The organism is Streptomyces liliiviolaceus, assembly GCF_018070025.1.
In the GTDB taxonomy this organism is placed as follows: domain Bacteria; phylum Actinomycetota; class Actinomycetes; order Streptomycetales; family Streptomycetaceae; genus Streptomyces; species Streptomyces liliiviolaceus.
The window spans coordinates 1-24,136 of sequence record NZ_JAGPYQ010000004.1; the positions used below are offsets into that span (position 1 = coordinate 1).

At 68.5% G+C, this 24,136-nt stretch carries 33 protein-coding genes; 22 read left to right on the forward strand and 11 right to left on the reverse strand.

Features of this window, described 5'->3' with window-relative positions:
- Both J8N05_RS46650 and J8N05_RS46655 read left to right on the forward strand, forming a co-directional pair.
- Window positions 1-363 (forward strand): hypothetical protein (locus tag J8N05_RS46650; protein ID WP_210894563.1); only part of this gene is annotated, 363 nt, incomplete at its 5' end.
- Window positions 360-626: a hypothetical protein gene (locus J8N05_RS46655; protein ID WP_210894564.1), complete on the forward strand. Its 267-nt coding sequence runs from the start codon at window positions 360-362 to the stop codon at window positions 624-626. The genes J8N05_RS46650 and J8N05_RS46655, both read left to right, overlap by 4 nt.
- A gap of 164 nt (window positions 627-790) precedes the next feature.
- Here J8N05_RS46655 and J8N05_RS46660 read toward each other — a convergent pair whose 3' ends face one another.
- The gene (locus J8N05_RS46660) at window positions 791-943 is read right to left on the reverse strand and encodes a hypothetical protein (protein WP_210894566.1); all 153 of its coding nucleotides are present in this window, start codon (window positions 941-943) and stop codon (window positions 791-793) included.
- A gap of 543 nt (window positions 944-1,486) precedes the next feature.
- Here J8N05_RS46660 and J8N05_RS46665 point away from each other — a divergent pair.
- The 11 genes from J8N05_RS46665 (at window position 1,487) to J8N05_RS46710 (ending at window position 6,142) form a co-directional block, all read left to right on the forward strand.
- Complete coding sequence (locus tag J8N05_RS46665; protein ID WP_247707049.1) at window positions 1,487-1,810, forward strand: hypothetical protein; 324 nt, start codon at window positions 1,487-1,489, stop codon at window positions 1,808-1,810.
- 85 nt (window positions 1,811-1,895) lie between these two features.
- Window positions 1,896-2,078 (forward strand): hypothetical protein, encoded by a 183-nt coding sequence (locus tag J8N05_RS46670; RefSeq protein WP_210894569.1) that lies wholly within the window; start codon window positions 1,896-1,898, stop codon window positions 2,076-2,078.
- A complete protein-coding gene (locus tag J8N05_RS46675) occupies window positions 2,071-2,916 on the forward strand; it encodes a sigma-70 family RNA polymerase sigma factor (protein ID WP_210894571.1) in 846 nt (281 codons plus the stop codon). The genes J8N05_RS46670 and J8N05_RS46675 overlap by 8 nt, the downstream gene beginning before the upstream one ends.
- A 303-nt stretch (window positions 2,917-3,219) precedes the next feature.
- On the forward strand, window positions 3,220-3,591 hold the full coding sequence (locus J8N05_RS46680) for a PadR family transcriptional regulator (RefSeq protein ID WP_210894573.1): 372 nt from the start codon (window positions 3,220-3,222) through the stop codon (window positions 3,589-3,591).
- Window positions 3,592-3,716: 125 nt separating this feature from the next.
- Window positions 3,717-4,019 carry a hypothetical protein gene (locus J8N05_RS46685; protein WP_210894575.1) on the forward strand — a complete coding sequence of 101 codons (303 nt, stop codon included), beginning with the start codon at window positions 3,717-3,719 and terminating at the stop codon, window positions 4,017-4,019.
- Complete coding sequence (locus J8N05_RS46690; RefSeq protein WP_210894577.1) at window positions 4,016-4,294, forward strand: hypothetical protein; 279 nt, start codon at window positions 4,016-4,018, stop codon at window positions 4,292-4,294. Before J8N05_RS46685 ends, J8N05_RS46690 begins: the two co-directional genes overlap by 4 nt.
- 283 nt (window positions 4,295-4,577) lie before the next feature.
- Window positions 4,578-4,706 (forward strand): hypothetical protein, encoded by a 129-nt coding sequence (locus tag J8N05_RS48035; RefSeq protein WP_282108217.1) that lies wholly within the window; start codon window positions 4,578-4,580, stop codon window positions 4,704-4,706.
- Between the two features lie 109 nt (window positions 4,707-4,815).
- Window positions 4,816-5,064 (forward strand): hypothetical protein, encoded by a 249-nt coding sequence (locus tag J8N05_RS47845; RefSeq protein WP_247707050.1) that lies wholly within the window; start codon window positions 4,816-4,818, stop codon window positions 5,062-5,064.
- 112 nt (window positions 5,065-5,176) lie between these two features.
- The gene (locus J8N05_RS46700) at window positions 5,177-5,554 is read left to right on the forward strand and encodes a PadR family transcriptional regulator (protein ID WP_247707051.1); all 378 of its coding nucleotides are present in this window, start codon (window positions 5,177-5,179) and stop codon (window positions 5,552-5,554) included.
- On the forward strand, window positions 5,547-5,942 hold the full coding sequence (locus tag J8N05_RS46705) for a hypothetical protein (RefSeq protein ID WP_210894579.1): 396 nt from the start codon (window positions 5,547-5,549) through the stop codon (window positions 5,940-5,942). Before J8N05_RS46700 ends, J8N05_RS46705 begins: the two co-directional genes overlap by 8 nt.
- Complete coding sequence (locus J8N05_RS46710; RefSeq protein WP_210894580.1) at window positions 5,939-6,142, forward strand: hypothetical protein; 204 nt, start codon at window positions 5,939-5,941, stop codon at window positions 6,140-6,142. The genes J8N05_RS46705 and J8N05_RS46710 overlap by 4 nt, the downstream gene beginning before the upstream one ends.
- 229 nt (window positions 6,143-6,371) lie before the next feature.
- On the opposite strand, the gene J8N05_RS46715 is transcribed toward J8N05_RS46710, so the two are convergent.
- From J8N05_RS46715 to J8N05_RS46725, 3 genes are all read right to left on the reverse strand, one after another.
- A complete protein-coding gene (locus J8N05_RS46715; RefSeq protein ID WP_210894582.1) occupies window positions 6,372-7,691 on the reverse strand; it encodes a ParB/RepB/Spo0J family partition protein in 1,320 nt (439 codons plus the stop codon).
- The gene (locus tag J8N05_RS46720; protein WP_210894584.1) at window positions 7,688-8,842 is read right to left on the reverse strand and encodes a ParA family protein; all 1,155 of its coding nucleotides are present in this window, start codon (window positions 8,840-8,842) and stop codon (window positions 7,688-7,690) included. Before J8N05_RS46720 ends, J8N05_RS46715 begins: the two co-directional genes overlap by 4 nt.
- Before the next feature lie 232 nt (window positions 8,843-9,074).
- Window positions 9,075-9,383, reverse strand: a complete 309-nt coding sequence (locus J8N05_RS46725; RefSeq protein ID WP_210894586.1) for a hypothetical protein — start codon at window positions 9,381-9,383, stop codon at window positions 9,075-9,077.
- A gap of 95 nt (window positions 9,384-9,478) precedes the next feature.
- Between J8N05_RS46725 and J8N05_RS46730 the strand changes: the two genes are divergently transcribed.
- Window positions 9,479-11,929 (forward strand): coiled-coil domain-containing protein, encoded by a 2,451-nt coding sequence (locus J8N05_RS46730; RefSeq protein ID WP_210894588.1) that lies wholly within the window; start codon window positions 9,479-9,481, stop codon window positions 11,927-11,929.
- 73 nt (window positions 11,930-12,002) lie between these two features.
- Here the strand turns inward: J8N05_RS46730 and J8N05_RS46735 are convergent, their stop codons facing one another.
- Window positions 12,003-12,668, reverse strand: a complete 666-nt coding sequence (locus tag J8N05_RS46735) for an HNH endonuclease family protein (protein WP_210894590.1) — start codon at window positions 12,666-12,668, stop codon at window positions 12,003-12,005.
- A gap of 443 nt (window positions 12,669-13,111) precedes the next feature.
- Between J8N05_RS46735 and J8N05_RS46740 the strand changes: the two genes are divergently transcribed.
- The 3 genes from J8N05_RS46740 to J8N05_RS46750 all read left to right on the forward strand — a co-directional run bounded on the left by J8N05_RS46740 (window position 13,112) and on the right by J8N05_RS46750 (window position 15,008).
- Window positions 13,112-13,555: a hypothetical protein gene (locus J8N05_RS46740; RefSeq protein WP_210894592.1), complete on the forward strand. Its 444-nt coding sequence runs from the start codon at window positions 13,112-13,114 to the stop codon at window positions 13,553-13,555.
- A 242-nt stretch (window positions 13,556-13,797) separates the two neighbouring features.
- Window positions 13,798-14,010, forward strand: a complete 213-nt coding sequence (locus J8N05_RS46745; protein ID WP_210894594.1) for a hypothetical protein — start codon at window positions 13,798-13,800, stop codon at window positions 14,008-14,010.
- Between the two features lie 140 nt (window positions 14,011-14,150).
- On the forward strand, window positions 14,151-15,008 hold the full coding sequence (locus J8N05_RS46750; RefSeq protein WP_210894596.1) for a hypothetical protein: 858 nt from the start codon (window positions 14,151-14,153) through the stop codon (window positions 15,006-15,008).
- Window positions 15,009-15,020: 12 nt separating this feature from the next.
- Here the strand turns inward: J8N05_RS46750 and J8N05_RS46755 are convergent, their stop codons facing one another.
- Both J8N05_RS46755 and J8N05_RS47850 read right to left on the reverse strand, forming a co-directional pair.
- Window positions 15,021-15,230: a hypothetical protein gene (locus J8N05_RS46755; protein ID WP_210894598.1), complete on the reverse strand. Its 210-nt coding sequence runs from the start codon at window positions 15,228-15,230 to the stop codon at window positions 15,021-15,023.
- Window positions 15,158-15,733, reverse strand: coding sequence for a DUF6233 domain-containing protein (locus tag J8N05_RS47850; protein WP_308287150.1), 576 nt, complete (start codon window positions 15,731-15,733; stop codon window positions 15,158-15,160). Before J8N05_RS47850 ends, J8N05_RS46755 begins: the two co-directional genes overlap by 73 nt.
- 64 nt (window positions 15,734-15,797) lie before the next feature.
- On the opposite strand from J8N05_RS47850, the gene J8N05_RS46760 reads away from it, so the two are divergent.
- From J8N05_RS46760 to J8N05_RS46775, 4 genes are all read left to right on the forward strand, one after another.
- Window positions 15,798-16,322, forward strand: coding sequence for a DUF6292 family protein (locus J8N05_RS46760; protein ID WP_210894599.1), 525 nt, complete (start codon window positions 15,798-15,800; stop codon window positions 16,320-16,322).
- Window positions 16,315-17,325: a PIN domain-containing protein gene (locus tag J8N05_RS46765; protein ID WP_210894601.1), complete on the forward strand. Its 1,011-nt coding sequence runs from the start codon at window positions 16,315-16,317 to the stop codon at window positions 17,323-17,325. Before J8N05_RS46760 ends, J8N05_RS46765 begins: the two co-directional genes overlap by 8 nt.
- A gap of 294 nt (window positions 17,326-17,619) precedes the next feature.
- The gene (locus J8N05_RS46770) at window positions 17,620-17,970 is read left to right on the forward strand and encodes an STAS domain-containing protein (RefSeq protein ID WP_210894603.1); all 351 of its coding nucleotides are present in this window, start codon (window positions 17,620-17,622) and stop codon (window positions 17,968-17,970) included.
- Between the two features lie 374 nt (window positions 17,971-18,344).
- The gene (locus J8N05_RS46775; RefSeq protein WP_210894604.1) at window positions 18,345-18,671 is read left to right on the forward strand and encodes a DUF6221 family protein; all 327 of its coding nucleotides are present in this window, start codon (window positions 18,345-18,347) and stop codon (window positions 18,669-18,671) included.
- A 158-nt stretch (window positions 18,672-18,829) separates the two neighbouring features.
- On the opposite strand, the gene J8N05_RS46780 is transcribed toward J8N05_RS46775, so the two are convergent.
- Window positions 18,830-19,207 (reverse strand): hypothetical protein, encoded by a 378-nt coding sequence (locus tag J8N05_RS46780; protein WP_247707052.1) that lies wholly within the window; start codon window positions 19,205-19,207, stop codon window positions 18,830-18,832.
- 295 nt (window positions 19,208-19,502) lie between these two features.
- Between J8N05_RS46780 and J8N05_RS46785 the strand changes: the two genes are divergently transcribed.
- Window positions 19,503-19,826 (forward strand): hypothetical protein, encoded by a 324-nt coding sequence (locus J8N05_RS46785; protein WP_210894606.1) that lies wholly within the window; start codon window positions 19,503-19,505, stop codon window positions 19,824-19,826.
- Between the two features lie 319 nt (window positions 19,827-20,145).
- On the opposite strand, the gene J8N05_RS46795 is transcribed toward J8N05_RS46785, so the two are convergent.
- The 3 genes from J8N05_RS46795 to J8N05_RS46805 are packed head-to-tail and all read right to left on the reverse strand — an operon-like array spanning window position 20,146 to window position 23,967.
- Window positions 20,146-21,876, reverse strand: coding sequence for an ADP-ribosylglycohydrolase family protein (locus tag J8N05_RS46795; RefSeq protein ID WP_210894608.1), 1,731 nt, complete (start codon window positions 21,874-21,876; stop codon window positions 20,146-20,148).
- A gap of 22 nt (window positions 21,877-21,898) precedes the next feature.
- Window positions 21,899-22,582 carry a DarT ssDNA thymidine ADP-ribosyltransferase family protein gene (locus J8N05_RS46800; protein ID WP_210894611.1) on the reverse strand — a complete coding sequence of 228 codons (684 nt, stop codon included), beginning with the start codon at window positions 22,580-22,582 and terminating at the stop codon, window positions 21,899-21,901.
- Window positions 22,579-23,967 (reverse strand): 3'-5' exonuclease, encoded by a 1,389-nt coding sequence (locus tag J8N05_RS46805; RefSeq protein WP_247707053.1) that lies wholly within the window; start codon window positions 23,965-23,967, stop codon window positions 22,579-22,581. Before J8N05_RS46805 ends, J8N05_RS46800 begins: the two co-directional genes overlap by 4 nt.
- Between the last annotated feature and the right edge of the window lie 169 nt (window positions 23,968-24,136).

A 24,136-nucleotide genomic window follows, 5' to 3' on the forward strand; every position in this document is an offset into this window, starting at 1 on the left:
ATGTCCCATCAGCACGTAGATCCGCAGTCCACAGAGCCGTTGATTCCCCGTCCTGCTGTGACGGTGGAGGCGTTGCGCGCCGCGGTGGAACGACTGGATCCGGAGCAGACAGCCAAGTTCGACAGCGAGTTGACTGCTTTCGAGGCTGAGGCGGAGCGCACCGGCAACCCACAGTCCATGCCGACCTTTCTGCGTACGTGGGCGGTGTGGGTGGAGCGGTATCGGGTGCCGGCGACCGCGACCCGGATCCATGAACTGGAGATCGCCATGGGGGCGGCCCGGACGGACGAGGAGGCGCGCGCGGTGGCCACCGACATGAGCAAGCTGCTGCACGAGATCACGGACGGTCTTCCGCTGCCGTGACGGACTGGGGATTCGAGTACACCGGGCACGCGCTGTCGTCGGTGGGTGACTTCCTGCCGGAGCAGCGCCAGCACCTGGACCAGATCGCCTCGCGGCTGGCCGCAGAGGCGGCCGCCACGTATCCGAATGATCCGGAGTACGGCGACCCCGGCGTGAGTAACCTGCTGAACCATCCGGAGACGCCGTGGCTGGTGTCGTACCAGATCCACCGTCCCCGCCGCCTGGTGTACATCGTGCAGATCCTCGATGGGCCGACTTCCTGACCCAGCCCCTAGACCCCCAACCTCCTGGAGAGGCCAGGAATCGAGGACACCGCGCCCTGCGACGTGCAAACCGTCTGAACGCTCTGGCGACATGAACCATCACGGCAACGGCCCGTGCCCCAGCATCCTGTCGGGGCACGGGCCGTTTTTGCGTTCCGGGCCGCTCACATTTTCAGGACCAGCATCAGCGCCGTGAACGCCGCCAGAGTGACCCCGAGCACCGGAAGGAGCGCGGGAGCGACCACCACAGCGACACCGGCGACAGCGGCACCGATCGCAGCCGCCGTGACGATCAGGGGGCGGTCGTTGGACGGCATGATTGTCTCCTCAGTCTCCAGAAAAAAGATGTCCCCTCCGGGCACCCCGGACTATCGGGGAGACCGGAGTAAGCGGCGCAACTGCAGAGGGGACCGAGGTACTGCACCGCCTGGAGCATCCAGGCTCGCCATGGGGCTAGCGGGTCGGTTACATGCTTCCGTCAACTGCGAGATCGGCTACACGCGAACCGTCAGGGAGTCCGGCGGTCACGAGTGTCCAGTTCTCAATTCCCTTCCGTCCGGCGCTCAGTGGATCCTGCGACCGGAGTGAACTCCCCGAGTGGGAAGCGATGCCCGCAAGCCAGTGTCGGCAGGAGCTGAGGGCGTGCCTTGTCCCCACCGTCGTCCCTGGCCTCGGGCCATTGCCGGAAGGAAGATGGGCCGACTCCCACGTACAAGATGCGGGCGATATTCGGAGACAGGTGGTCAAGCCCTCTACGGCAGCCATCCGGCAGCAAGAGCGACCGTTGCCGGAACAGGGATGCCGACGGAGGCGAGGAGCCCTTCAGGAACCGGGCGCAGACTCGGCGAGGCGACCGCCCAGTGACCCACGCGTTCTACTCCGACGCCGCCGAGAAGATCCGCAGCGAACTCACCCACAGTGAGCGGGCCGCCGTCGAGACCGTCCGGATCTCCCTGGAGAACGACCCGCACCAGGGCCGCGCCCTGCCCGGTCCCGACCCGCAATCGGCGTCGCACGTCGTCGAGCTACTGCCCGAAGCCACCGACGGCCGCGGCATCTCGGTAGCCTTCCGCTACAGCCACGACCTCGACGCCGCCCCCCATCCTCTGGCTCATCGCCGGACCGTGACCCCGCGGTACGCGGCCCCGCCGAGCCCGCCAGAAAGAATCTTGGCCGCCGGGTAAAGAATCCCGGGCGTTCTCCTCTCTCAGCAGGTGTACGGCCGCTGCTTCACCGCGAGGCGCCGGGCCGCAGACTGGAGGAGGTCCGGTGGAGTTGACGGGGATCGGTGTGGTGGTGTTCCTGGCGCTGCTGTTCGCGGGGCCGCTGAGCAGCGTGCTGAGGAGCATCGCGTTCCGCAACCGCGCCGCAGGCAGGGCCGAGGTGATCCGGGCCCAGCGCGAGCGGGCCGGCAAGGGGCGCCGGGCGGGGAAGCGGGGACGGCGTGGCTGAGCGGGACAGGCCGCGGTCGAGGCACGCCGAGGCCTTGGCGGAGCTGGTGGCGGAGCGGTACGACCGGATGGTCCGCTACGCAGCCCGCCGACTGCGCACCCGCGACGTTCCGCGGTCGTCGGCGGACCCCGAGGACATCGTGCAGAGCGCCCTCAAGTCCGTGCTGGCCCACGACGAGCCGATCGGCAACGTGCGTGCGTACCTCTACACCTGCATGGCCCGAGAGATCGACCGGGCGGCCCGGCACCACTACACGGGCCGGGGGTACGAGTCGCTCGACGTGGACGTTCGGCTGGAGGACGAACCGGTGGTCTGCCCCATTGCCGACGCCGAGAGGCGGTACTTCATAGACGAAGCGCTGTCCGAGCTGCCCCGTCAGCAACAGAGGGCGTTCTTCCTGACCTGGGAGCTGGAGATGACGCACGCGCAGGCGGCCGAGGCGATGGGGATTGCGGCGGGGACGATTGGTGTCCATTCGCACCGGGCGATTAAAGCGTTGCGCGTGACACTCGCCGTCCTGGGGACATGCCTAGTTTCATGGGTGACCTGCAGCGTAGTGCTCGGTAAGCGGGTCGTCTTCCCAGGCGCTGGCGCCGAATTCACACTGAGCGCATCGATGGTGGTACCCGCCCTCAGCATCGCGGTCGGTTTGATCTCCGTCGTCGTGTGCCTAGTGCTGTATCTGCCGGTAAGAGGGCAGCTCTCCTTTCGGGATCTGGTGTGGCCCGTGGGTTTTCCCGGAAGAAGGAGAGGCTCCGTCCCCGAACCTCTCAGCTACGACGAGGACGAGGCGCCGACTGACGATGATCTTGCGCCGGACTTCGCCGAGGAGGACTGAAGTCTTTCCCGGCATGCTGCGAATGTGACAACGCGTTGTTGGGGTGCTGTAACGGACCCTGTCCGAGACCACGCCGACATCATCGACCAGGCCACCGCTCGCCGCTGACCATACGGCAGCACCGTGAAAGGCGCCCACAGTCATTCGAGCTGGCTGCGGGCGCCCACCCATGAGCGTACGGACCTGGAGCGGTACGCGTACACCGACGCCCGGCTGCGTCTATCGAAGGGGAACTGACTCCCTTCACCTGGTCACCCTCGACCTAGGTAGACAGGAGAGTTTCGACCTAGGTAGATTGATGGCATGGCCGATCCGAAAATGACCCCGCATACGCAGACCGTGCTGCGCGTGCTTATGGGACAGGACGCCGGCGGCGAACGCCGCAGCGCGGTCCTGACCACCGGGCTTTACGGGCTCGAACTGTCCAAGATGACCGACCTGCCCAACGGCACCCTCTTTCCCTTGCTCGAACGCCTCCGCCAAGCCGGATGGGTCGAGCGCTACTGGGAACAGGATGACATTGCGGAGGAAGAGGGCCGCCCCCGCCGCCGCTTCTTCCGCCTCACCCGTAAGGGGGCCGAGGCGGCGCCGCTCGCGCTCGCCGTGGCCACCGCCGCAGCCCCGTCCTCCGGCCGCACCGCCAGCCGTCCCGGTCTCGTCGGAGGCCACCTGTAATGGACGACACGCTGGGCCTAAACATCGTTATGGAACTAGCGATCAACCAGCTGGAGCCTTACCCCCCACTGCATGCCTCTACAAGGATTCGGTTCAATCCCCGCACGCGGGACTACAGCGTGTACTTGACAGCAGATGGGAAAACCACGGTCGTGCATGTGTGCGCCAAGGACGCCGCGCGCGCCATCAAGAAGCACCAGTTCGGCCGTCCCGTGGAAGCTGAAGTGTCGAGGGTTCCTGGTGCGTTGCGCTGGGCCACCCACCTGTTGCCGTTGGTCGAGCGTGAGGACTGGTTGGAGGAGCAGCGGGGCTATCTCGCCGATCTGCCGTCGCGGCGGGCGTGCTGGGGATGGGTGGTACGGCAGCTGGCCGCGATGCCGCGGTACGCGTACACCGTGCGTACCGGGCGCGAGAAGGAGGCGGCATGAGCACGCCGCCCCCGCCGCCGCCCGGATCCGGCGCGCTCCCGATGATCTCCCAGCGGACCCTGCTCATCCTCCCGGCCGCCGCTGGCTGGACGTCCGCCAAGTTCACCTTCGACGTGCTGGCCAAGCTCCAGGAACTGGAGGAATGCTCCAGGCGGCACGAGCAGAACCTGCGGCCGGACAACAGAGTCGACGGCTACGCCGCCGACTGGAAGAGTAGGAACAGTTCGCCGCGCTGTTCGGCTTCCCGGTCACCGCCATCACTTTCGGCTCGCTGACCGCGTTCGTCGAATGGCTGTGGGTCCAGCCCGGCGCGAAGAAGGGCACCTGCACCGAGCCCTCCATCATCGACCGCCGGCTGTCCGGCGTCGTCACCGGCCGCACTGCGCGCCACCTGCTGCTCGCCAAGACAGTCGCCGCCCGCGCGCGACGGGTACCGCGGGCCAAGGTCTGCGAGCTGGAGAAGAGTGACGAGGCCCTCGGCCGGGGCCCGGCCCCCGCCTCCCCCGACACCCTGCTCGGACTCGCAACCGTGCCATCGGCACCCTCGCCTTCGCCCTCATGGCCCGCGAGCACGAGGTCGCCTTCCTGCGGCTGCGGCACCTGGCCGACCACGAGAACGGCCTGCTGGTCGACGTCCCGGGTCTCCAAGACCAAACCCCGCACCGTCAAGGTCCTCCAGGGCTCTAGGCCCTCCACCTGACCGGTCCGCACCTGGCGGGCTTGGAAGACTGCCGCTGGCCTCACCGACCCGGACGGGTTCGCCTTCCGCTGGCTGTACCCGCGCTGGCACACCGTGATGGACAGCGGGCTGCAGCCGGAGACCACGGCGACGCCATCACCGCCCTGGGCGCCGCCGCCGACCTCGGGGTGCGGCACACCGGGCACTTCCACCCGCCGCGGCGGCGCCGACGCCGACCGCCAGGCCGGCGCCGACCACAAGGCCATCGCCGTGCACGGCGGTTGGACTGCCAACAGCGCGGCCATGGAGGCCAACTTCGAGGCCGGCGAGGGCTGGGAGGGCAACGCCATGAACGGCGTGCTGTAGGGACGGACGCTGACCCGGGGTCCGCGGGAATCGCCGGAGCGGGCCTGGACACCCACCCTCGCTCTTTCGACCTAGGTAGACAGAATATCGTCGACCTAGGTAGATTGAGAACATGGCCGAACCGAGGATGACCGAGCACACGCAGACCGTGCTGCGCGCACTGCTGGGCCAGGGCGCCGACGGCGAACGCCGCAGCGCGATCCTGAACAAGGGGCTGTACGGACTGGAGCTGTCCAAGACGACCGACCTGCCCAACGGCACTCTCTTCCCTCTGCTCGAACGCCTCCGCCAGGCCGGATGGGTCGAGCGCAAATGGGAGGAAGACCCCACTGCCGCCGAAAGGGAAGGACGTCCCCGCCGCCGCTTCTTCCGCCTCACCGACAAGGGCGCCGAGGCGGCACCGCTCGCGCTCGCCGCGGCCACCGCCACCGGCCTTGCCGCCGGCCGTTCCGCCGGTCGGCCCGGCCTCGCCGGAGGCGCACATGCATGACTCCCGGTACGACAGCGGGTCGACGCCGACGGGGTTCGACGAGTCTCGCCCGACCGCGGATGAGACGGCTGCGAACAGGCTGGTGCTCCAGGAGACTCTGCTGTGTCAGCGGGCTCAGCTTCATAAGTCGCTGGGTATCCGCAAAATGGCGACGGTCTGGTTGCGCTCGGGGATGCCTGTGAAGGCGCCGCTCGGTGTCGGTCTGCTGCATGGTGCTGCAGGTCTACTGCCATCAGCCGAGCGTGAGGACTGGCTGGAGGAGCAGCGGGGCTACCTCGTGGACCTGCCGTCGCGGCGGGCACGCTGGGGATGGGTGCTGCGGCAGCTGGCCGCGATGCCGCGGTACGCCTACACCGTGCGCACCGGACGCGAGAAGGAGACGGCATGAGCCCCCCGCCCGCCGCCCCCGGCCCGGGTCCGCTGCTCTCCCCGCGGGCCCTGCTCATCCTGCTGGCCGCGGTCGTCATCGGAGCGATCGTCGGCGTGCTCACTTTCTTCAGCGCTGGCAGCGCGGCCGGCGCGATCCTGGCCGGTCTCTGCGGGTCCGGTGCGAGCATCATGGGGCTGCACCTGCTGATCGGCCCGTGACGACCGCACGCACCAGCAGACGCGTGGCCGACGGGCAGAAAGAGCCTGGACGGATCTCCTGTTGCTGCACAGCATCAACGGCCCCGTTACGTGCCCTGGCCTGCTGCAGATTGTTTTCTGAGCAAGACCGCGGTCGCATGTTGAAGGGGGTGGTTTGTTGTCCGCGGACAACAAACCACCCCCTTCAACATGCGACCGCGGAGTACCCCAACGTGCAGGAAGCTCGGCGTCAGGATGTCGGGACATCCGTTGCGTGTTCTGCAAGCAGTGCACGCAACGAGTCCGGTTCGCGTTGCGCCGCCGTCCGGAGCAGGCCCTTCAGCAGTTCCAGGGACGGCTCCGTGCCGGCCTTGTCCCAGCACCTTGCCGTCATCAATCGCGTGGCTTCCAGGAAGTCCGCAGACTCCATCTTCTGCTCAAGGTGCATGGCCACGTACGTCGGATCGTCGTACGGCAGCTTCTTCGGCTGACTCCCCCGCTGCTGTTCTCCCGCGCCGACGGCGTCGATGACCACATCGTGTCGCTGGCCCGGCAGCGGTGCCGAAGACTCCCCCGGTGCCGGCCCGCCAGACGGTCCGATCGCCTCCACTACAGAGGAGCCCTGGGGCACGGCGCCAGCCGAACTCGCCAGTTTGTTGTCCGCGGACAACAACTCCGTGGGTGCTTCCATCTCGACCGCGCCCGGCTCCGGCTCGGGTTCCGGCTCCGCGAGTTTGTTGTCCGCGGACAACAAACTCGTCTCTCGCGGTGCGGGCGGGGTGTCCGGTGCCGCTTCCAGAACCGCCTTCTCCTGCCGCCTGGCCTGGGCAGCCGACTCCTTCACCTGCTTGAGATGGTCCAGCAGGACCGCCGCGTCGGCGTCCGGGTTGTCCTTCAAATGGCGGGCGAGGGACCGGCCATCGCGTTCCGGCAAGGTGCCGACGCTAAGCATGGCCTGCAACTCCTCCGGGAGCTCCAGCAGCGAGAGCTGGTTCGTCACCCAGGACCGGTCCTTGCCCAACTGCTCGGCAGCACGGGAACGAGCGCCTCGCCCTGACTGCTCCGCGCAGACGTCGACGAGTTGTTGCACGCCGCGGGCCCGCTCTATGACGTCGAAGTCTTCGCGGTCGAGGTTCTCCTTGAGCAGGTGGTTGATGAACTGCTCGCGGGAGGAGGCGAGGTCGTCGCGGACAACGAAGTCCAGGGCGTCGAGCCCGACGTGGACGGCGCTGCGGAAGCGGCGTTCGCCGTTGACGAGAACGTGCTGGACAGGTCCGATCCGTTCCGCCTGCTCGGGCCACAGCGCCAGATAGGCGTCGCGGGTGACCGCCACGCAGGCAGCCAGCTGGGCCTGGCGCAGTTCCTCGCCGAAGCGTGTCTTGTCCTCGTCCGTGCCGAAGTTGCGGCGCGGGTTGAGCGGGGTGGGGGAGACCTCGTCCAGGTGGAGGCGTACGAGCTCGTAGGTCGGTACGTCACCCTGGGCGACGGCCTTGGCGCGGCCGCGGGCGCTGCGACCGCGCGGTACCTGGCCGAACGATGATCCGGTGCCCAGCTTGTCTGCGACGCTCATGTGCTGATCCTCCGTGCCGCGGTCCGCATCACGCCTGCCTGGTCGCCGTAGGGCGCATGGACGAGCAGGGGCTTTTTCACGCGGACGGCTTCTCGCTGGTCTTTCAGTTCGGGGACGATGGCAAGGACGGGCGGATCACCGATGTTGTTCCATTCATCGAGTGAGGACGTGGCGACGTAGCCCTTGCGGCTGTCGTACATGTTGACCACAAAGCCCAGCATGGCGATGAGGACGTTCAAGTCCTCGGTGAGGTCCTGGATCTGCTCGTACAGCATGTCGTAGGCGTCGGCGGAGGAGTCCTCGGCCAGCACCGGGATCACGATGCCGGATGTGTTGGCTTCCTCGTTCTCGCGGGTGCGGCAGTAGTACAGCGCGGTGTCCATGGCGTAGCCGAGGCTCGGCGGGCAGTCGACGACGATGTAGTCGAAATCCTGCTCCAGCGGGTCAAGGGCCTTCTCCAGCGCTGTTTCCTTGATACGCACGGACCTGCTGGTCGCCAGCTTCGCATCGAGCAGGAACGCGTCCTTGCAGGCGGGGAGCAGCCAGAGGTGCTCCTCGAAGTCGCCGCCCTTTATCGGCACGAGCAGTTCGTTCAGCGCGCCCCTGGCTTCGCCCAGCATGTGCTTGGCGAGGCTCGCGTTGTCGATGTCAAGCAGCGGATAGCCGAGCTGCTTGGTGAGGTGGCCTTGCGGGTCGAAGTCGATGAGCAGGGTGCGGTGTCCGGACTCGGCGAGCGCCTGGGCGACACCGGCGGAGACCGACGTCTTGCCGACGCCGCCCTTCTGGTTCCCGAAGATGATCCGGCGGGCCCCGGTGGCCCGCGGGCTCTGAGGCCGGGGAGAGGGGTTGCCGTCGAGCCACAAGCGGATCGACTGCGCGATGGCCTGGTTGTAGGAGATGTTGCGGGTCTTGCTGTCCTGCTTGAGCTTGCCGTACAGCCCGGCCGGGAGGTAGGTCGCGAAGGAGGTACCGCCGCTGGTGTCAACGGCCGGTCGTTCCTTGGCTTTCCGCCAGGCTTCGACGCCCTCGGTGACGGCGTCCTGGATGTCCTTGCCCAGTTCCGCAGCCCGGACCTTCAGTTCTTTGCGCAGCTCAGCAGGCAGCTTGGCTACTACCTTTTCCCGATCACTCGGGTCGTATGGCGCGGTCATGGCGCTACCTTACTCACCTCTGTGGCCTCGGAGGTCCCGTCAGACGCGTGTTCTGCCCCGTTTGTTGTCCGCGGACAACAAACAGACCCCTCCAGCAGAAGTGGGCCAGCGCGGCCTACACGCCGTGATGTCTCTGGCGAAATGCCCTGTTTTGCCTGCCCGTTGAGGCTGTGAAAGCAGCACGACGTTGCCCGACGCCGGGCTCGGCGACACCGCCCCGGCCGGGTGAAGTTCAGGGTGCGGGTGGGGGAGTGTCCGGTGTGCTTGAGCGGTTGCGGCGGCGGGTGGCGCGGTGGTTCCAGTAGTGGCGCCACCAGGCGAGGCGGTGCTGGGAGTCCTGCGGAAGGAAAGCCTGGAAGGCGGACTGGATCAGGACGACGAGGAGACCGGTCAGAGCGAGGGTGAGGACCATCGGCCAAGGGGCGCCGGTCAGGGCGATCGTCAGGACGCCGACCGAGGACAGGCCCGCGCCGGCCAGGGCGGGCGTGCGGGTGGGGCGGGCTGCGGTGTTGGCCTGCGGGGCGGGTTGCTGAGCGGGCATGGTGGGCTCCTGCGTCCGGTATCGGTGGATGAGGGGTCCACCGTCCGGGCTGCGGCATTGATGCAGAACGTGACCTGGGATAGGTCCAGGGGGGAATGAACGTGGCACGTCCGGGTCGGCCGTTGGGGCCGGTTGCCAAGGGCTTACAGCTGCCGGTGAGCGGTTGGGTGCAGGTGTTCCGCACCGTGGTGGTGGAGCAACTGCTGGGCGGGGAGGATCCGCTGACGCTGGAGCAGGTGTCCGCGCACCTGATGGCGTGCGCTGTGGAACGGCCGGATGAGCGGCTACGGCCGGTGGGCGCGGCGGGGGCGGACCGGCTGCAGAGTGTGCAGTCCGGGCGTGGGGAGACGTCGGTGCAGCGGATGGTGTCCGGGCGGCTGGTCCCGACCCGCGATGTGGTGCTGGACCTTCTGCAGCTGCTGGAGGACCGTGGCCTGCGGCCCGGTGAAGCCGACCTGGAAGAGTTGTGGCGGCTGTACCGGCCGGCCTTGCGCAGCCGCCGTCCCGATGTCGCGGAGGCCTACGACATCATCGACGAACGCGACGCCGCCCAGAGCGAGACCGCGGGGCTGCGCCAGCAGGTCGGCGTGCTCCAAGCCGATCAGCGCCGGGCCCTGCTGTCCCTCACCCGGGCCGGGGTGAACCTGCTGGGCGCCCACCGTGCACTGGCGGCCTCACAGAAGGAACTGACCGCCGCCACCGATTCCAGGGAGTTTGCCCGAGCAGAAGAGCACGAGGCACGAGCCCATCTGGAGGCGGCCGTAGACCGCCTGGACCGGCTCAAGGACGCTTACGAGCAGATGCGTGAACAGGCCGAAACCCTGCAGCGGGAAGCCGCAGCGGACCGCACACAGTGGCAAGAACGCCAGGCGCTGCTGCTCGAACGCCTGGCGCACGCCGAGGAAGCCCTCGCCCAGGCCGTCCACGACGCCGAAGGCGCCCGCCGGGATCTGGAACACGAACGCCGCACCGCGGATGCTGCCTTCCGCACGGCGCGCGAGGCCCAGCGACAGGCGACCGCCGGACAGGCCGACGCCGTCACCGCCCGTCAGGAAGCCGCGGCCGCTGAAGCGCGACGACTGCAGGAGGCAGCCGCCGCACAGCACGCGCTGAGCGAAGCCGAAGGCCACCACACGCAGGCGATGAACGCCATCACCCACCTGGAAGCGGAACTGCGCCAGACCCGCACCGAGTTGTGGCGCGCACAACAGCGCCTGCTGCGCGCGGACAACGAACTGGTCCAGGCGATGCGGGAACGGGCGGTGGAAGCCGACGCCCAGGATGTTCTGTCCCAGGCCCTGACCGCGCTGCAGACGGACGGTTGGTCCACCGGGCGCGCGCTGATTCCCGCAGGCCCTGAATCAACCACCGAGCCCAGGCCAGAAGGCCCCGGCCCGGTCCCGGGCCGCCCGCACACACCGCCCGCTCCAGACGCTGCCCCGCCCCTGAAACGGCTGCCGAAGCAGACCTCAGCAGGGGCCGCCCCGCCCACCGGTACATCAGCAGCCGCTCCGCACACGCCTGGAGGAAAGGCCGGTACCCGTACAGCCGAGCAGGGCCCGGCAGGCAGTCAAGCGGAAGCCGCACCACGTGAGGGGAAACCAGCTGCGCAGCGCGCGGGCACGCGTCCGCGCAAGCCCGAACCGGACCACAGCCTGGGACATACGAAGAAGATCGCGCTTGTGGCCGTCGTTGCTGTCGCGGTGGCGGGCGGCGTCTCCGCCCTGGCGTGGTGGTCCTGGGACCGGGATACCTCGCGCAGTGCCGACCGCGAATCGCCAACGCCCAGTGCGACGGCGAAACAGTCGAAAGTACCGAGCCTGCCTGCCAAGCCGGCCCAGGACTCGGTTGCCGATATCGGCGACCAGCCTGTCAACACTGCTGCGATCATGAAACTGCCGGTGTGTGCCGCCTCTGCTGTCTCTCCGCGGGTGAGGTCGGAGCGCAACGTGTTCACCGACAGGGATCCGCGCCTGACCCTGACCGTCAAGGCTGCCTCGAAGGCGGCCGGGCTTCCCTGCCGGGTGAACGTTGGCCGTGGTGAAGCGGTCCTCATGCTCACGCCCGCCGCAGGGGATGCCGCGGTGTGGAAGTCCTCGCAGTGCGCCAGCGACCGGGGCGGGCCGCGCTGGCTTGAGCTGACCGGGACCCGGCCTGTCACCGTGGACTTCCGCTGGAATCGGCGCAGCAGCAGGGACTGCTCGAAGGACACCGCGGCCCCCTACGGCACCTACCTCGCCGAAGCGGTCCTCAAGGGTGCCCCTAAAACGCAGAGCAGCTTCGTCCTGGCTGGCGAGGAAGCCGAACAGCCCGTCAGGACCCCGTCCACCACACCCCCGCCTCAGCAACCGGACTCCTCACCGGAGGAGACCGACTCGTCCAACGGCTCCTCAGGAGGCTCCGACGGAGGCTTCATCGGAGGACCCGAGAGCACGCCGTCTTCGACGGCCCCCAGCCCGTCCGACGACCCGACCGGAGCAGACGGCGCCAACGGAGGCGGCGACGGCGGAGACAACGGTGGTCTTTTCGGCGGTTCCAGCAGCTGACCAACCAACGCGCAGGGCAAGCGCCTCGATTTTCCACTGCACGAGACAGACCTTCGGCGCTTCACCGTCGGAGCTACACGACAGGTTCGTACGTCACGGTCTCCAGCGGACAGCCGTCGGCGATGTTGCGGAGGGCGGTGAGTTCGGTGTCGTCGGCGGTCAGGTTCCAGCGCAGTTTCGTGCCGACCCACTGTGCGGCGTACGTGCAGCGGACGGTTTCGTCGGGGGCGGGTGGCATCCAGTCGGCCGGGTCCTTGTCGCTCTTGCTGCGGTTGGAGCGGCCGGTGACGGCGACCAGGGACGTGTCCGCGCCCTGGTCGTTGGCGTAGGTCTCGCGGCGCTGGGGTGTCCAGGTGGAGGCGCCGGAGTCCCAGGCTTCGGCGAGGGGCACCATGTGGTCGATGTCCAGGCCGGATGCGGAGGTGACCCAGGTTGCGTCGTAGTAGGACCACCATCGGCCGCCGGTGAGCCGGCAGCCGGGGCCGACGTCCGGGGCGTCGACGGCCTCCGCGATGAGTACCTCGGCTCGGGTGTTGCAGCCGTCGGTGGGGTTGTTGCCGGCGTTCCAGTGTTTGAAGGAGGTGCGCTGGTAGCCCTCCCGCGACTCGGCGCCGGGGGTGAGGCGGTCGACGGCCGCGGCGAGCGGCAGGCTCTCCGCCGCGTGGGCCGGCGGGACAGTGGCGTAGGGCAGGACGATGAGGGCGGCGGCTGCGAGGCCCCGCAGAGCAGTTTTGATCACTTGCCGTTGATAGCGGCTGGCCGATCGCGCCGTGCCGTGGCCGCCGGGCAGGTCACCCGTGCGAGGGGAACAGTCGTACCGGAGAAACGAACCTGCGCGCGGGGCCGGCCGCAGGGCACGCCGGGGGCGGGAACAACTGGCGGTGCGTGCTGGTTGCAACAGGTGTGGTTATGGAGGGGGCAGTGTCCCCGGGCCTCACCTATAGCCCATGAGGACGATCGTTCGGCTGAAGCCTCATGGAGCCTTTCGCCGCGTAGGCGACCGCCCCTCCACAACCACGCTCTTCGCAAACAGCCGCTGTTGGGACTCCCTTTCCGGTAGCGGCTGTTCACGCCCGGCAGCAACAGTCAGGAGGCAGGGGCTTGCCCGGACCGGCCGTGGCCGGTGGTGGGGCTTTGCCGATTTGAGTCCGGGGTCGTGCGGGGGCGGCTACGGTGCCGTCCATGCCAGCAGAACTGACCGCAGATCAGGTCATGCGTGTGATCGCCGCGCTGGAGGCGGCGTGGGCCGGGGATGACGAGGCACTGGCCGCGCTGGCGGGCGGTGGGCAGGGCGAGCAGTCGCTGGCGGTGATGGTCGCCCAGTACGGAGCCAGCCGGGTGCAGAGCATGCTGCTGGTCGTCACGGGCATCGCGGGTCTTGACGGGGCCGATCAGCAGAAGGCGCTGGCGGAGCTGCGGCAGGGACTCATCGCCCACATGACCACCGTGGCCCTGAGCATGATGGAGGGCTGGGCCCGCAGCGCGGGCGACGACGTCCGGGCGACCGGCGATCTCGCCCGTCGTGTTCTGCAGGCGATCCTGTCCTTCACCACGGACGGCGATGACCCGGAGCGGGTGCGGGATTTGTTCGCTCATCTGCGGGCAGACGCGGTGGCCCATTCATGACCTCAGCGGCTGCCCCGCCTGCCTGAGGACGATGGTGAACTGGTCCTTATGGCGGCAGCGGGGTGGGCCGCGGGTTGCCGGCTTCGGCCAGCGGTCGTGCTGAGGCAACGTCCACACATTGCACAACCCCGCGGTTCCGGCCGTTCCTGCACGCTTTGCTGCCATCCGCATGTATCTGCGCCGCCCTGGCTGTGTGTGCTCGCTACTCCTGAACCGTTGGTCACGGGTTGAGGAGGAGGCTCATGGTTCTGTCGATCAATGTGGCGGTTCTCCTGGCGGTCATCATCGTCGTGAGGCTGCGGCGTCGTACGCAGGCGCGGAAGCGGTCGGATGAACAGCTGACCGTGCTGATCGTGTTGGTGTTCGGGGTGCTGGTCGCTCCGACGGCGTTCGGGCAGTGGGTCGCCGATGTGGCCGGCCAGGTCGCTGAGGGCATCACCGATGCGGGCCGCTGACACTCACGGGCCCGACCGTGGGGCGGGTGCCTCGATCGCAGACCCGACCGCGGCCCCGGTCAGTGCACCGTGCTGGTGCGGGGGATGTTGGCGGTGAATCGGCCTGACGGGGGTTCTGCGTAAGCGGTACAAGTACCGGTGTGGCCAGGCTTCGGTGGGCGAGCATCGTGGAACGGGCTGCCGGCATCGTCGCCGGTTATGACGAGGTCGGCGGGTGCACGCTGCGCCAGGCCTACTACCGGCTTGTTGCGGAGGGCCTGGTCCCGCACACCCCGTCCGCCTACCGCCGTCTGTCCGCGCAGCTCGCCCGGGCCCGCCGGGAGGAATGCTTCCCGGACCTGATCGACCCGCTGCGCGAGGTCCATGTGCCGCCCGCCTGGCCGGATGCCACCGCGTTCCTGCGGGCCGCGTCCGGCTGGTTCGCCCTGGACCGCACCGTCGGCCAGGCGTGTGCGGTGTATGTGGCGTGCGAGAAGGACACGGTGCGCGCGCAGCTGATGGGCTGGCTCGCCCGTACCGGGATTCCCGTGCTGATCGTGCGCGGGTTCGCCAGCCAGAGCTACGCGCAGGTGGTGCGCGAGCGCACCGCTGGCGACCCGCGCCCGGCGGTGCTGCTGTACGTCGGGGACTTCGACGCGTCCGGGGCCGACATCGAGCGGGACTGGGTGGCCCGCACCGCCTGCTGGAAGCGTGTGGAGCGGATCCTGCTCACCTACCAGCAGGTGCACGGCTACGAACTGCCCGCGGCCGTGGGCAAGGCGGGGGATCCGCGGTGGCCGGCCTTCGCCTGCCGGTACGGGTTCGATGAACGGCGGCCGGTGCAGTGGGAGGTGGAGGCGCTCGATCCGGCGGAGCTCCGGCGCCTGGTCCTGGCCGCCGTCGCCCCGTACGTCGACGAAGCCGTGCTCGCCGACCGCATCGCGGAGGAAGAGCGCCAGCGCCGGCAGCTCGAAGTGTTCATTGCACGCTGGCGCCCGGGGCGCCCGGCTCGCCCGTGACCCCTGCAGTGGTCAGCGCTGGGTTCGGGTGCTGGTGAAGCGCACGGCGGGTCCCCAGTTCTCCTGTACGGGTGTCAGGCACCACTGGCACAGGGGCAGTCCACCGGAACCGTACTTGTGGGTGCTGCGCTGGCAGTTGGAGCAGGGGCCTATGTAGCTGCTGGAGATGGTGAAGGTGGAGGGGTCCGGTTCGCTGATCGGGGGCGGGGGAGTGGCGGGCATGCGGGGCGTCCTGTCCGGGGTGGGCGGTGGGTGGTCGCCGCGCGCGCGAGGGGTGGGGGCCGCCATGGGTGAGTGGCCGGTGGGTGCGCCGCGGTGGTGGGGGCCGTGCGGCGGGATAAGGGGATGTCGAGTGTGGTGTCGGGTGTGCAGTGGCTGCATGCGCGCAGTCCCTCGGCGAGGAGCCGGCGGGCTTCGTCGCGGCTGACGGGCCGACGCCGTTTGCCGATCGCGTAGCAGTGGCCGGCGTGGACTTCGGCCGGTGGCCGTCCGTCGCCGATGCCCAGCTCGACGACCCACTCCGGCTCGCGCTCGCGCCGGGCCCGCTGCACGCGTTCCTGCTGGGCCTGCCGCTCGGTCAGGGCGGCGATCTTCGCGTCTATGCGCTGCACACACATGGCGTGCCAGGTCCGCAGCGTGTGCAGCCTCGGCAGGTCAGGGGGCAGGTCATCGAGCATGGATCGTCCCTGGGGGTTGTGGACGGGCCGGACCCGCCCCTCTCGCATAACCGAATACTAGTTCGATAACGTGGGGCGGGCACGAGCGGGCCCTGCGCTCGACGATTCTGCTGTGGAGGTGGGTGCGATGCTGCTCAACCCGCCGGGACCGCTGCCCGCCGACCTGCTGCCGCACTGGCCGTACGCCCGCGCCCTCGATCAGGCGCTCACCGGCCGCGGCATCCCGCCGGGCGCGGTGCGGGTGGAACGCGCCTACGGCGCCCCCGAGACCGCGGTGCTCCTGGTCCTCGGATGGGATGCCAGCCGGTGCGCGGGCCAGGGCGGCATCCGGCTCGGGTGGAGCGATGACAGCGGCTGGTCCCACGCCCTGATCCGCCCTGTCGGGTCCGCGGTCTCCCGCGGCCCGCTGGCCGCGCTGCGCCGGGTGTTCGCTGCGCCGGAGGCGGTCGCGGACGTGGCGCACGCGCTGGTGACCGGCGGGTTCGGCGACTACGCCCGGCAGTGGCACGAGCAATGGGACGGTGCCCGGGACGTGCGCGAGGGGATCGGAGCGTTCCGGCAGGCCGTTGGCCAGCGCACGGCCCCGAAATCCTCTGACGGTCGGTCAGCGCCCGCATTACGATGCGCTTATGAGTGAGTTTGCGCTGGTCGCACGGCGCACCTTGTATCAGCGCGGGCCGCTGCGCCGCGCGTTGCTGGACACGTCCGTGCTGACTTCGGACGTCATTGCGGCCACTACGCGGCGGGAGCCGTCGTCATTCGTTGCCGGGGCGCGGGCGGGGACGGTGCGGTGCCTGATTCCGGTGCACGTGGCGGAGGAAGTGCCGCGGGTGCTGGGCGACCGGCACCGTGAGGGCGGTGGCCGGTTCGATCTGGGGCGGGCGCTGGACCTGTGGGAGTCCCAGTACCTGCCCGTTCTGTACGTCGTGGACGCCACGGGTCTGCCGCAGACGCCCGAGGCGAGGGTGCTGGCCGGGCGGGATCCGTCCGACGTGCCGATGCTGTTGCTGGCCGGGGTGATCGCTCCGGTGGTCATCATCGGGACCGATCCGGACCTGCTCGACAGCGGGCTCGCGGTCGGCGCATGGAGAGACCTGCGCTCGGCTCTGGGTGATGTCGGGGTGACGGAGGGCCGGATGGCCGACCTGGAGCGCCAGGCCGACGTCCTGATCAACATCACGGGCAACGTGGTCCAGGGGGTGATGCGGCGCAGTGGTCCGAAGCAGCTCGCGGTCGCAGCCGCGGTGATCGCCCCGGTGGCCGGGGCGCTGTACCTGCGGCAGCGCAAGCGCCCGCGCGTTGGTCCGCAGCGGCAGCCGTGGCTGCCCACGCTGGTGGAGTACGCCTCGGCGCGGCTGGCCGTACATGTCGAGCGGCACACCCGTGGTGAGGACCGGTGGCGGCCGGCGGAGCGGGGAACGCCCGGCGACACGCTGCTGCACCTGGTCGCCCGGACGCTGGTCGGCTCCCGGGAGCCCTTGACCCGCACGGCGATCGTGGAGCGCCTCGGCGAGGCTGTCCCCGGAGTGGGGCACATGGTGCGGATGGCGGCCGTCCTGGAGGTGCTGACCGCTCACGCGATGTTCGTGGACGTCACGGGGCGGGGGCACTGGCGGGTCGGCCGCCTCGGCGGCAGGTAACCCGCCCAAAGCGTGAGGCCCGCCCGTCGTGAGACTGGCGGGCCGCAGCTGCTCCCCAGGCGGAACGGTCACCGCACTTCCCAACTGACTTCCGTAGCTACCCCGGAGTGTGGGCGCTCGGTACCGTGGAATCCGGCGGGTTGTGGGCCAAGTTCGCCGCGGCGAACTTGAGAACGATCAAACATGTGGCCGCCTGGCGTCCTCTCGGTGACCGTGGTGGTTGGACCGGAAGGTTGGGTGTGAGCACGGCTGCATTGCGCAGTCATCTCCTGTGGCGTGAGGCAGGGGTGAGGTATGGGCAGTGACCAGACACGACCGAACGGCGGGCGCCTGCGTGTGTCCAGCGCGAGCGTCGGCGACTGCGTGACGGTGTCGGTGGAGGGGGCGGTGGACCACCTGTCCTCGTTTCAGCTCGCGGGTGCGTTGACCAGCGCTCTGACCGGCGATGTCCAGTGGATAAAGGTTGATCTTCAGCAGGTGGAGTTCTGCGACTGCTCCGGGCTGAATGTCCTGCTCGGTGCGCGTGAGCGTGCACTTGAGGCAGGGGCTGGGTTCCGGGTGACGGAACCGGTCAGCGCCGTGGTTGCGCGGCTGTTCGACATGACGGGGACGGGGTCATTGCTGCTGGGGCAGACGGCTGCTTGAGGGTGATCTCGGGGTGCATCGGCCGGTGAAGCGGACGGCCTGGGGTGGGCCCCGGGATGTGTCCAAAAGGGCTCTGAATAGGATGATCGCGGCATATGCTGAGGCATTCGTCAGTCGGCTGTGTCTGCGGGGAGGCGCCGATGTTCGACACCGTTAAGCCTGCTGCCCAGCGCAGTTATGACGCCTACGTGAAGCATTTGACGCGGTGCACGGAATGCCCGAGGCCGGACCTGCGGCGGTGTCCGCAAGGGGGTGCCCTGGTGCAGGTGTATCTCGCGGATGTGAGGGCGCCGGGGGGAGGCCCCGTGGTGTGGGGGCGGACGGCCTGATGGCGGCCGGCGGCGAGCCGTGTGGTGCGAGGGAGGGCTGCGGCCGTGCCTGTCGTCACCCGTCTGATGTCGTTCCTCGGGGACCGGTGGCAGGAGGAGCAGCGCGATGCCGCGCTCTTCCATGAGTTTGACTGCCCTGGTCCTGTACAGGCCGGACGCGTCAGCCGCTGCTCCTGCCCCTGTCCTGCCCAGATCCTCGACCGGGTTGCCACCGATCGGCGGATCGTGCGGGACTGCGAGCAGCGCATAAGACGGGAGCAGGACAGGGGCTTGTGCTGGTCTGTGGAGTCGGTCCGTGCTTTTCAGGTCATGAAGGCCTTCGCGCTGCCCTACGAACTGCACCCCGGATGGCAGGAGTCCTGGCGTCCCTGACGGCACAGCGCAGAGCCTGATGAGGAAGCCCTCTGCATGGAGTCCGGAAACCCTGGCCGGGTGCTTGTCCGGCGAGTATCCGCGCCGCTGTACTGACAGCTGGTTGCGCTGCGGCCATTGGCCAGAGCTTGCACGTAGAGGGCTTCCACATCAGGTTCTCAGACGCGGCGAAGGCAGGTCTGCGGGACCTGGCCGCCGGAGACGATGCGCCACTCGCTTCCGTCCTTCCCGCAGGCCCGGTAGGCCGGTCCGCTCTGGGTCCGGCCGATCGCGACGATGCAGGAGCGGACGATCTGGCCGCGGTGGAGGTGGTGGTGGACGGGTGAGTTCATCGTGGCGACTCGTCCGTCGTAGGGGCCGGGGCGGCGGACCGCGACGCGTTGTACTGCGCGCCACTTGGTCGTGCACGGCTTGGCTGCGGGTGCGTGCGCGGAAACTGCGGCGGGGGCGCCGGCCGCGGCCGGGGTGGTGGCTAGGGCGAGGCCGGAGAGGGTTGCGGCCACCATGGCGGCCGCCGTCATCAGTCGTTGGATCATGATCGGTCTATGGCGTCCACCCAGCAGCGGGTCACGGGCGCGGGCCGACTGTCACCCGGCGGTGTACCGCTCCCGCGTCAGCGAGCGACCGCCTCCGTGTCAGCGAGTGGTCACGCCCGTGTCAGCGGGTGCCTGTGCCATGCATCTCCCGATGGCTCAGAACCTGAGGTGGAATCCCTGTACCGGTGGTCCGGAAAGGCCGGTTGGCGCATGTCCGGTGAGCATCCGCACCGCTGTACTGAGAGCTGATGGTGCCGCGGCTTCGTGAACAGCTCGGTCAAAGGAGAGGGAGCCTATGACGAACACCCCCGTCCCCGTCGGCTTTGAGCCTGTGAAGTACGCCGTGTCCGCCCTCCCCGTCTGGCACCTCGACTACGCGGCCTACGTGATCCGGGTGATGGTCCGCCCTCTGGGCCGGTGGGTGATCTTCCATGCCGGTCCGCAAGGTGGCCATGGCGGCAGGTACCTGACCGCCAACGGCACCTGGTCCCGCGATGAACACCTCTTCGGTCTCGAAGAGGCACGTGCCCTGGCCATGGACGCAGCCTTGACCGTCTCCGTGCACGGCCGCACCGTGGCCGAAGTGATCGCCGCGGACAAGCCGGCAGTGGTCCGCTGACCACTCAGGTTCTCAGAGGCTGATGCCGGAGAGCCGGGAGAGCCGTTCGAGCTGGGGGTTGCTGCGCCGGTTCAGGGACGACAGGACGCGGAAGACTTCCCGGCCCATGGGATGGATGCGGGCCATCTGCGGAGCCGTGTCGAACGCCGACGACAGGTTCTCCAGCGCGCCCTCGCGGTCGCCGATGTCGATCTGAGCGCGCAGCTCCGAGGGAAATGATCCTCATGCCGTACCCGCACCACCGAATCCTGCAGCCCACGAGTACAGCCGGGTCATGCGGCGGCCGGAATGACTGGGACGTGTAGACGGCGTGCGTACGTCAGTCGGGCCGCTCGGAAGGTGGGCGGTGTCCTGGCCGGTTGAGAGTGACGGTAAGCCAGGGGTCCACGTGCACCAGGAAGTTGGTGTGCCCATTATCCACCGAGCCCGGCAAATGGTGCTCCTGGGCGCGTTGCCAGATCTCCTGCGGATGATCCGAAGACAGGCGCAGCTGTGCGCGCGGCGCTGAAGCTGCGGGAGGAGCGGCGGAGGAGTCCTCGGCGATGACGAGGTTGCCGTAGGCGACCCAGTTCTGCCCGTAGCGGTCTGGGTGCAAGCCAAAGACCAGCATCAGGACCTGTCGCACGCGCTGCACATCGGTCACGGCTAGATAGGCGCCCTGCAGTTGTGCGCTGGACGGACCCGGAGGCGTGGAGTGCGGGGGCGAGGCACGATGCACGGAATGCAGCAGGTGCAGCCGTTGCCCGTCGTCGGTGATCAGCCGGGCCTGGCGTGCTGCCCATTGCCCTGCATGTGTGTCTTCGTGGTCTTGAACCTGGGCGGTGCGCAGGTAGGGCATGGGGATGACGCTTCCCGGTACGGCGTCAGCCAGTTGGTCATTGAACTCGGCCAGCACCGCGCGGGCTTGCTCTGGCGAGGGTGGCTGTACGCGAGGGAGCGAGGATGGGGTCAGGAGGTCCTGTGCAAGACCTACCAGCAAGGGGCGGTCTTGAATGTTGCGGCCATTGGAGCCCAGCCATTCTTGTCCTAGTGCGGCTCCCAGCAGGCTGCCCGTCATGGAGGCAAGCGTGTCGGTGTCCGCACCCTCCAGACGGGCGGCGGAGGTGAGCGCGTGCTCTGGGCTAGCGGCCGAGCGGGCGGCGAGGTAGGCGGCTGCGACGGCGCACAGAGTCCCGGAACCGCGAGACTTACCGGTGAGGCCCTGGGACTTCAGGAAGACGCTCGGTGCACTAACGGCGCCGCCCCTGAGTTCCTTGTGCGCGAGTGCGAGGAGTTCCTCGACTTCGCGGCCGGTGGTTAGCCACAGCCGGTCGAAGGGATGCTCAAGCATGTGTGAAGCGCGTTGCTTCCATTCGTCTTCCAGCGTCTCGAAGACCGGCTTTTGCCACTGTGCGGCATTGTCCAGGAGGGCTTCGACTAGCCATCCGTAGGACAAGGGGGCGGGCTGGCGCATGCTTAGCCACAAGGCGTGGGCGTGGACGATGGCACCGAGGAGTGCTCGGGGATGGCCATGCGTGGTCGCGGCGTCGCGGACGACGTCGGTTGCGAGGTCGTCGAACCGGGTGTCCGCGTGATGGCGGATGACGTGCGGTGATACCCGCATCGCGGCACCGTTGGCGCCGGTGTCGAAGTACTTGCGCACGTCGCTGCCGGCGACGGTCCACGGGGAACGTCCCTGGGCCCAGGCTTTGCAGGAGCGTTTGACGCTGGCACCCGCGCCGCGTTCGTAGGACGGTAGGAGAGGCCATTCGACGCGTTGTAGCCAGGTGAGCCATTCGTCGCCGGCGGTGAGCAGGGCCCGTCCGACCGCGATGATCATCTGAGTGTCGTCGCTGTAGTCACCGGCCTTGACCACCTCGGTGAACGGTCGAAACCGGTTGCCCGCCAAGCGTTCCCAGGCGACGAACTGATTGAGGCCACTGTCCGCCAACAGGCGCCGGGTTCGGTCTCGGCGCTCGTACGGCCAGCCCAGGGCATCGCCGACCGCGGCAGCCAGCACCATGCCGACGGCACGATCAGGCCAGGGATGCGGCTGCGGTTCACGGTTCACGGGGTCACTCTGCCAGAGTCGGTCAGGGGATGAAGGGGAGCTCTGCGGGGCGGTGTCCGGCCCGCACGTTCTGGCTCAGTAGATACTTGTCGAACAGGGTAGGGGCGATGATCAGCGGCGGTAATACCGTGCCCATGTCGAGGTGCTGAGTGAGCCGGTAGTGTTCGAGCTCGGCCTGCGCAGCATCTTTCACGACGACCCCGTGCACGTGGCGAAGCGGAATTGGGCCGGGGAGCAGGACCTCGGCCTGGTCGTCGGTGGGCCACCAGTCGGGATGCCGGACGGTGCGGACCCGTCTGGCGTTCCCGGAAACAGCGGCCTGGAACAGGTCAGTGAAGGCGGCGATGCCGCTGCTGACGCCGCCTCCCAGGCCGCGAGCAGCGTTGTAGGGGCAGAATTTCGCTCCTGGCAGCGAAAGCAGCGCAGGATCCAGGAGCAGAACGACCCAATCCTGGAAGTGGGGATCCTCGGCTCTGGCCCGGTCCAGGTACCACGTATTGGGGTACTCGATGCTGCAGTTAATGTGGTCCGGGTAGCCGTCCAAACGGGCCCGGTCTGTAGGTCTGAACCCCTCAGTGCCAGCTCGCAGGGTCAGCGCATCGCGTATCTCACCGGTGGCCAGGATGTGGGCCAGATTTGCGGACTTGGTGAAGTGACACAGCCGCGTAATCCCGCGGCGCTGTGCTTCGGCCCAGATCTCGTTCATGACGGGAGCCTGAGGAAGAGATCTGACGCTTCGTCGGGCAGCAGCGGCGTCAACGCGCCCGAACGCAGAATGATCAATCCGGTACGGGCACGGGTCACTGCCACATACAGCTGACGTGCCTCGCGGGCCTTGGCCTCCTCCACCCCGTGCGACTCGACCTCGGAGGCTTTGGGTAGTTCGTCCGCGTCACACAGTGGCAGGATCACCGAGTCGAACTCCAGGCCCTTGGCCGCCGAATAGGTGCCGTAGTACACGCCTGGACCTGACGGCCACACCGTCAAGTCCCGATGCAGTCTGCTGATGCGGTGCCGCGAACCCAGGTGACGCAGCAGCTCGCTCTCGTACCCGCGGGTGCGCATGAGAACGGCGACCTGTTGGTCTGCTGCCAAGCCGTTGGCGAACTCTGCTGCGCGGCGGATCTGTTCCACCTTGCTGGCGGCGGTGACGATCGTAGGCTGGGGGCCGTCAGCGGTCGGAGCCTTGGGCTGTACCAGGTCGACCTCGTCACGAAAGTGCGGCATGTCGGAGATAGCCTGGGCAAGCTGGGCAATTTGGCGGCTGTTGCGGTAGTTCTGCTCGAACTCGACCTGCCGGGCCACCCTCAAGCCTAGGGAGCGCCACGACATGCGGCCGCCGTAAATCTGCTGGGCGTAGTCCCCGAAGAACGACAATGATCCGTCGGCAGGTATCGCTGCGGCCAACGAGCGGATCATCTCGGGGGTGAAGTCCTGCCCCTCGTCCACCACGACGTGCTTGTAGCGGCGAGCGGTAGCATCCGTTGCGAGCGCCGCCCGTACCACGGAAGGCAGATCATCCCAGTCCTGGCCGTAGCCGGCCTGGGTGCGTAGCTCGACATACCGGCGGTAGACGTCGTAGACCACTGCTCTGTCCGCGGGAGCCAAGGCTGTCCCCCTGCCGATCCGGCGTGCACCGTTAACGTAGGCGTCTTCGCCGGTGACGCCGTGACCGGCCATCCAGTGCAGTTCGTCCATGAAGAAGCCCAGCGGCCGACTGGCCACCGCCCGACGGTTGGTGTTGCGGACCTCGGCCAGCGCCTTGTCGACCAGGGACTGCTTGCTTGAGCAGATGGAGACGTGCTGCCCGGTCGCATACTTAAGGTAGCCCCGGGCGAACAGATGGTAGTTCTCCACGGTCAGATGCGGGCCGGAGGCGCCGATGGCCCGCAGGTACGTGACCAGCGCCCGGTTGAAGGTGACCAGCAGCGTTCGGCCTCCGATCCCCGGAGCCTCGGACAGATAGCGGGCACGGTGTACCGCCATAGTCGTCTTGCCGCTGCCTGCGGTTCCCAAGACCACCAGGTGACCTTGCGCTGTCAGATACACCACTTCACGCTGCTGGCCCTGCGGCTCAGGAAGTGCCCCCATCGCGACAGTATGGCGCACGCAGTACCCCAGTGCCCGCTTTCGGGGGAATCTCGCTGTCTGCACGCATCCGACCGCTCGCGCAGCTTGCTGTCACCGCACCCCAGCAAGCCACGGACGCATTACGTCGCCCATTCCAGGCCGAGGACGGCCAGTTTTGCGCGCCGCTCCG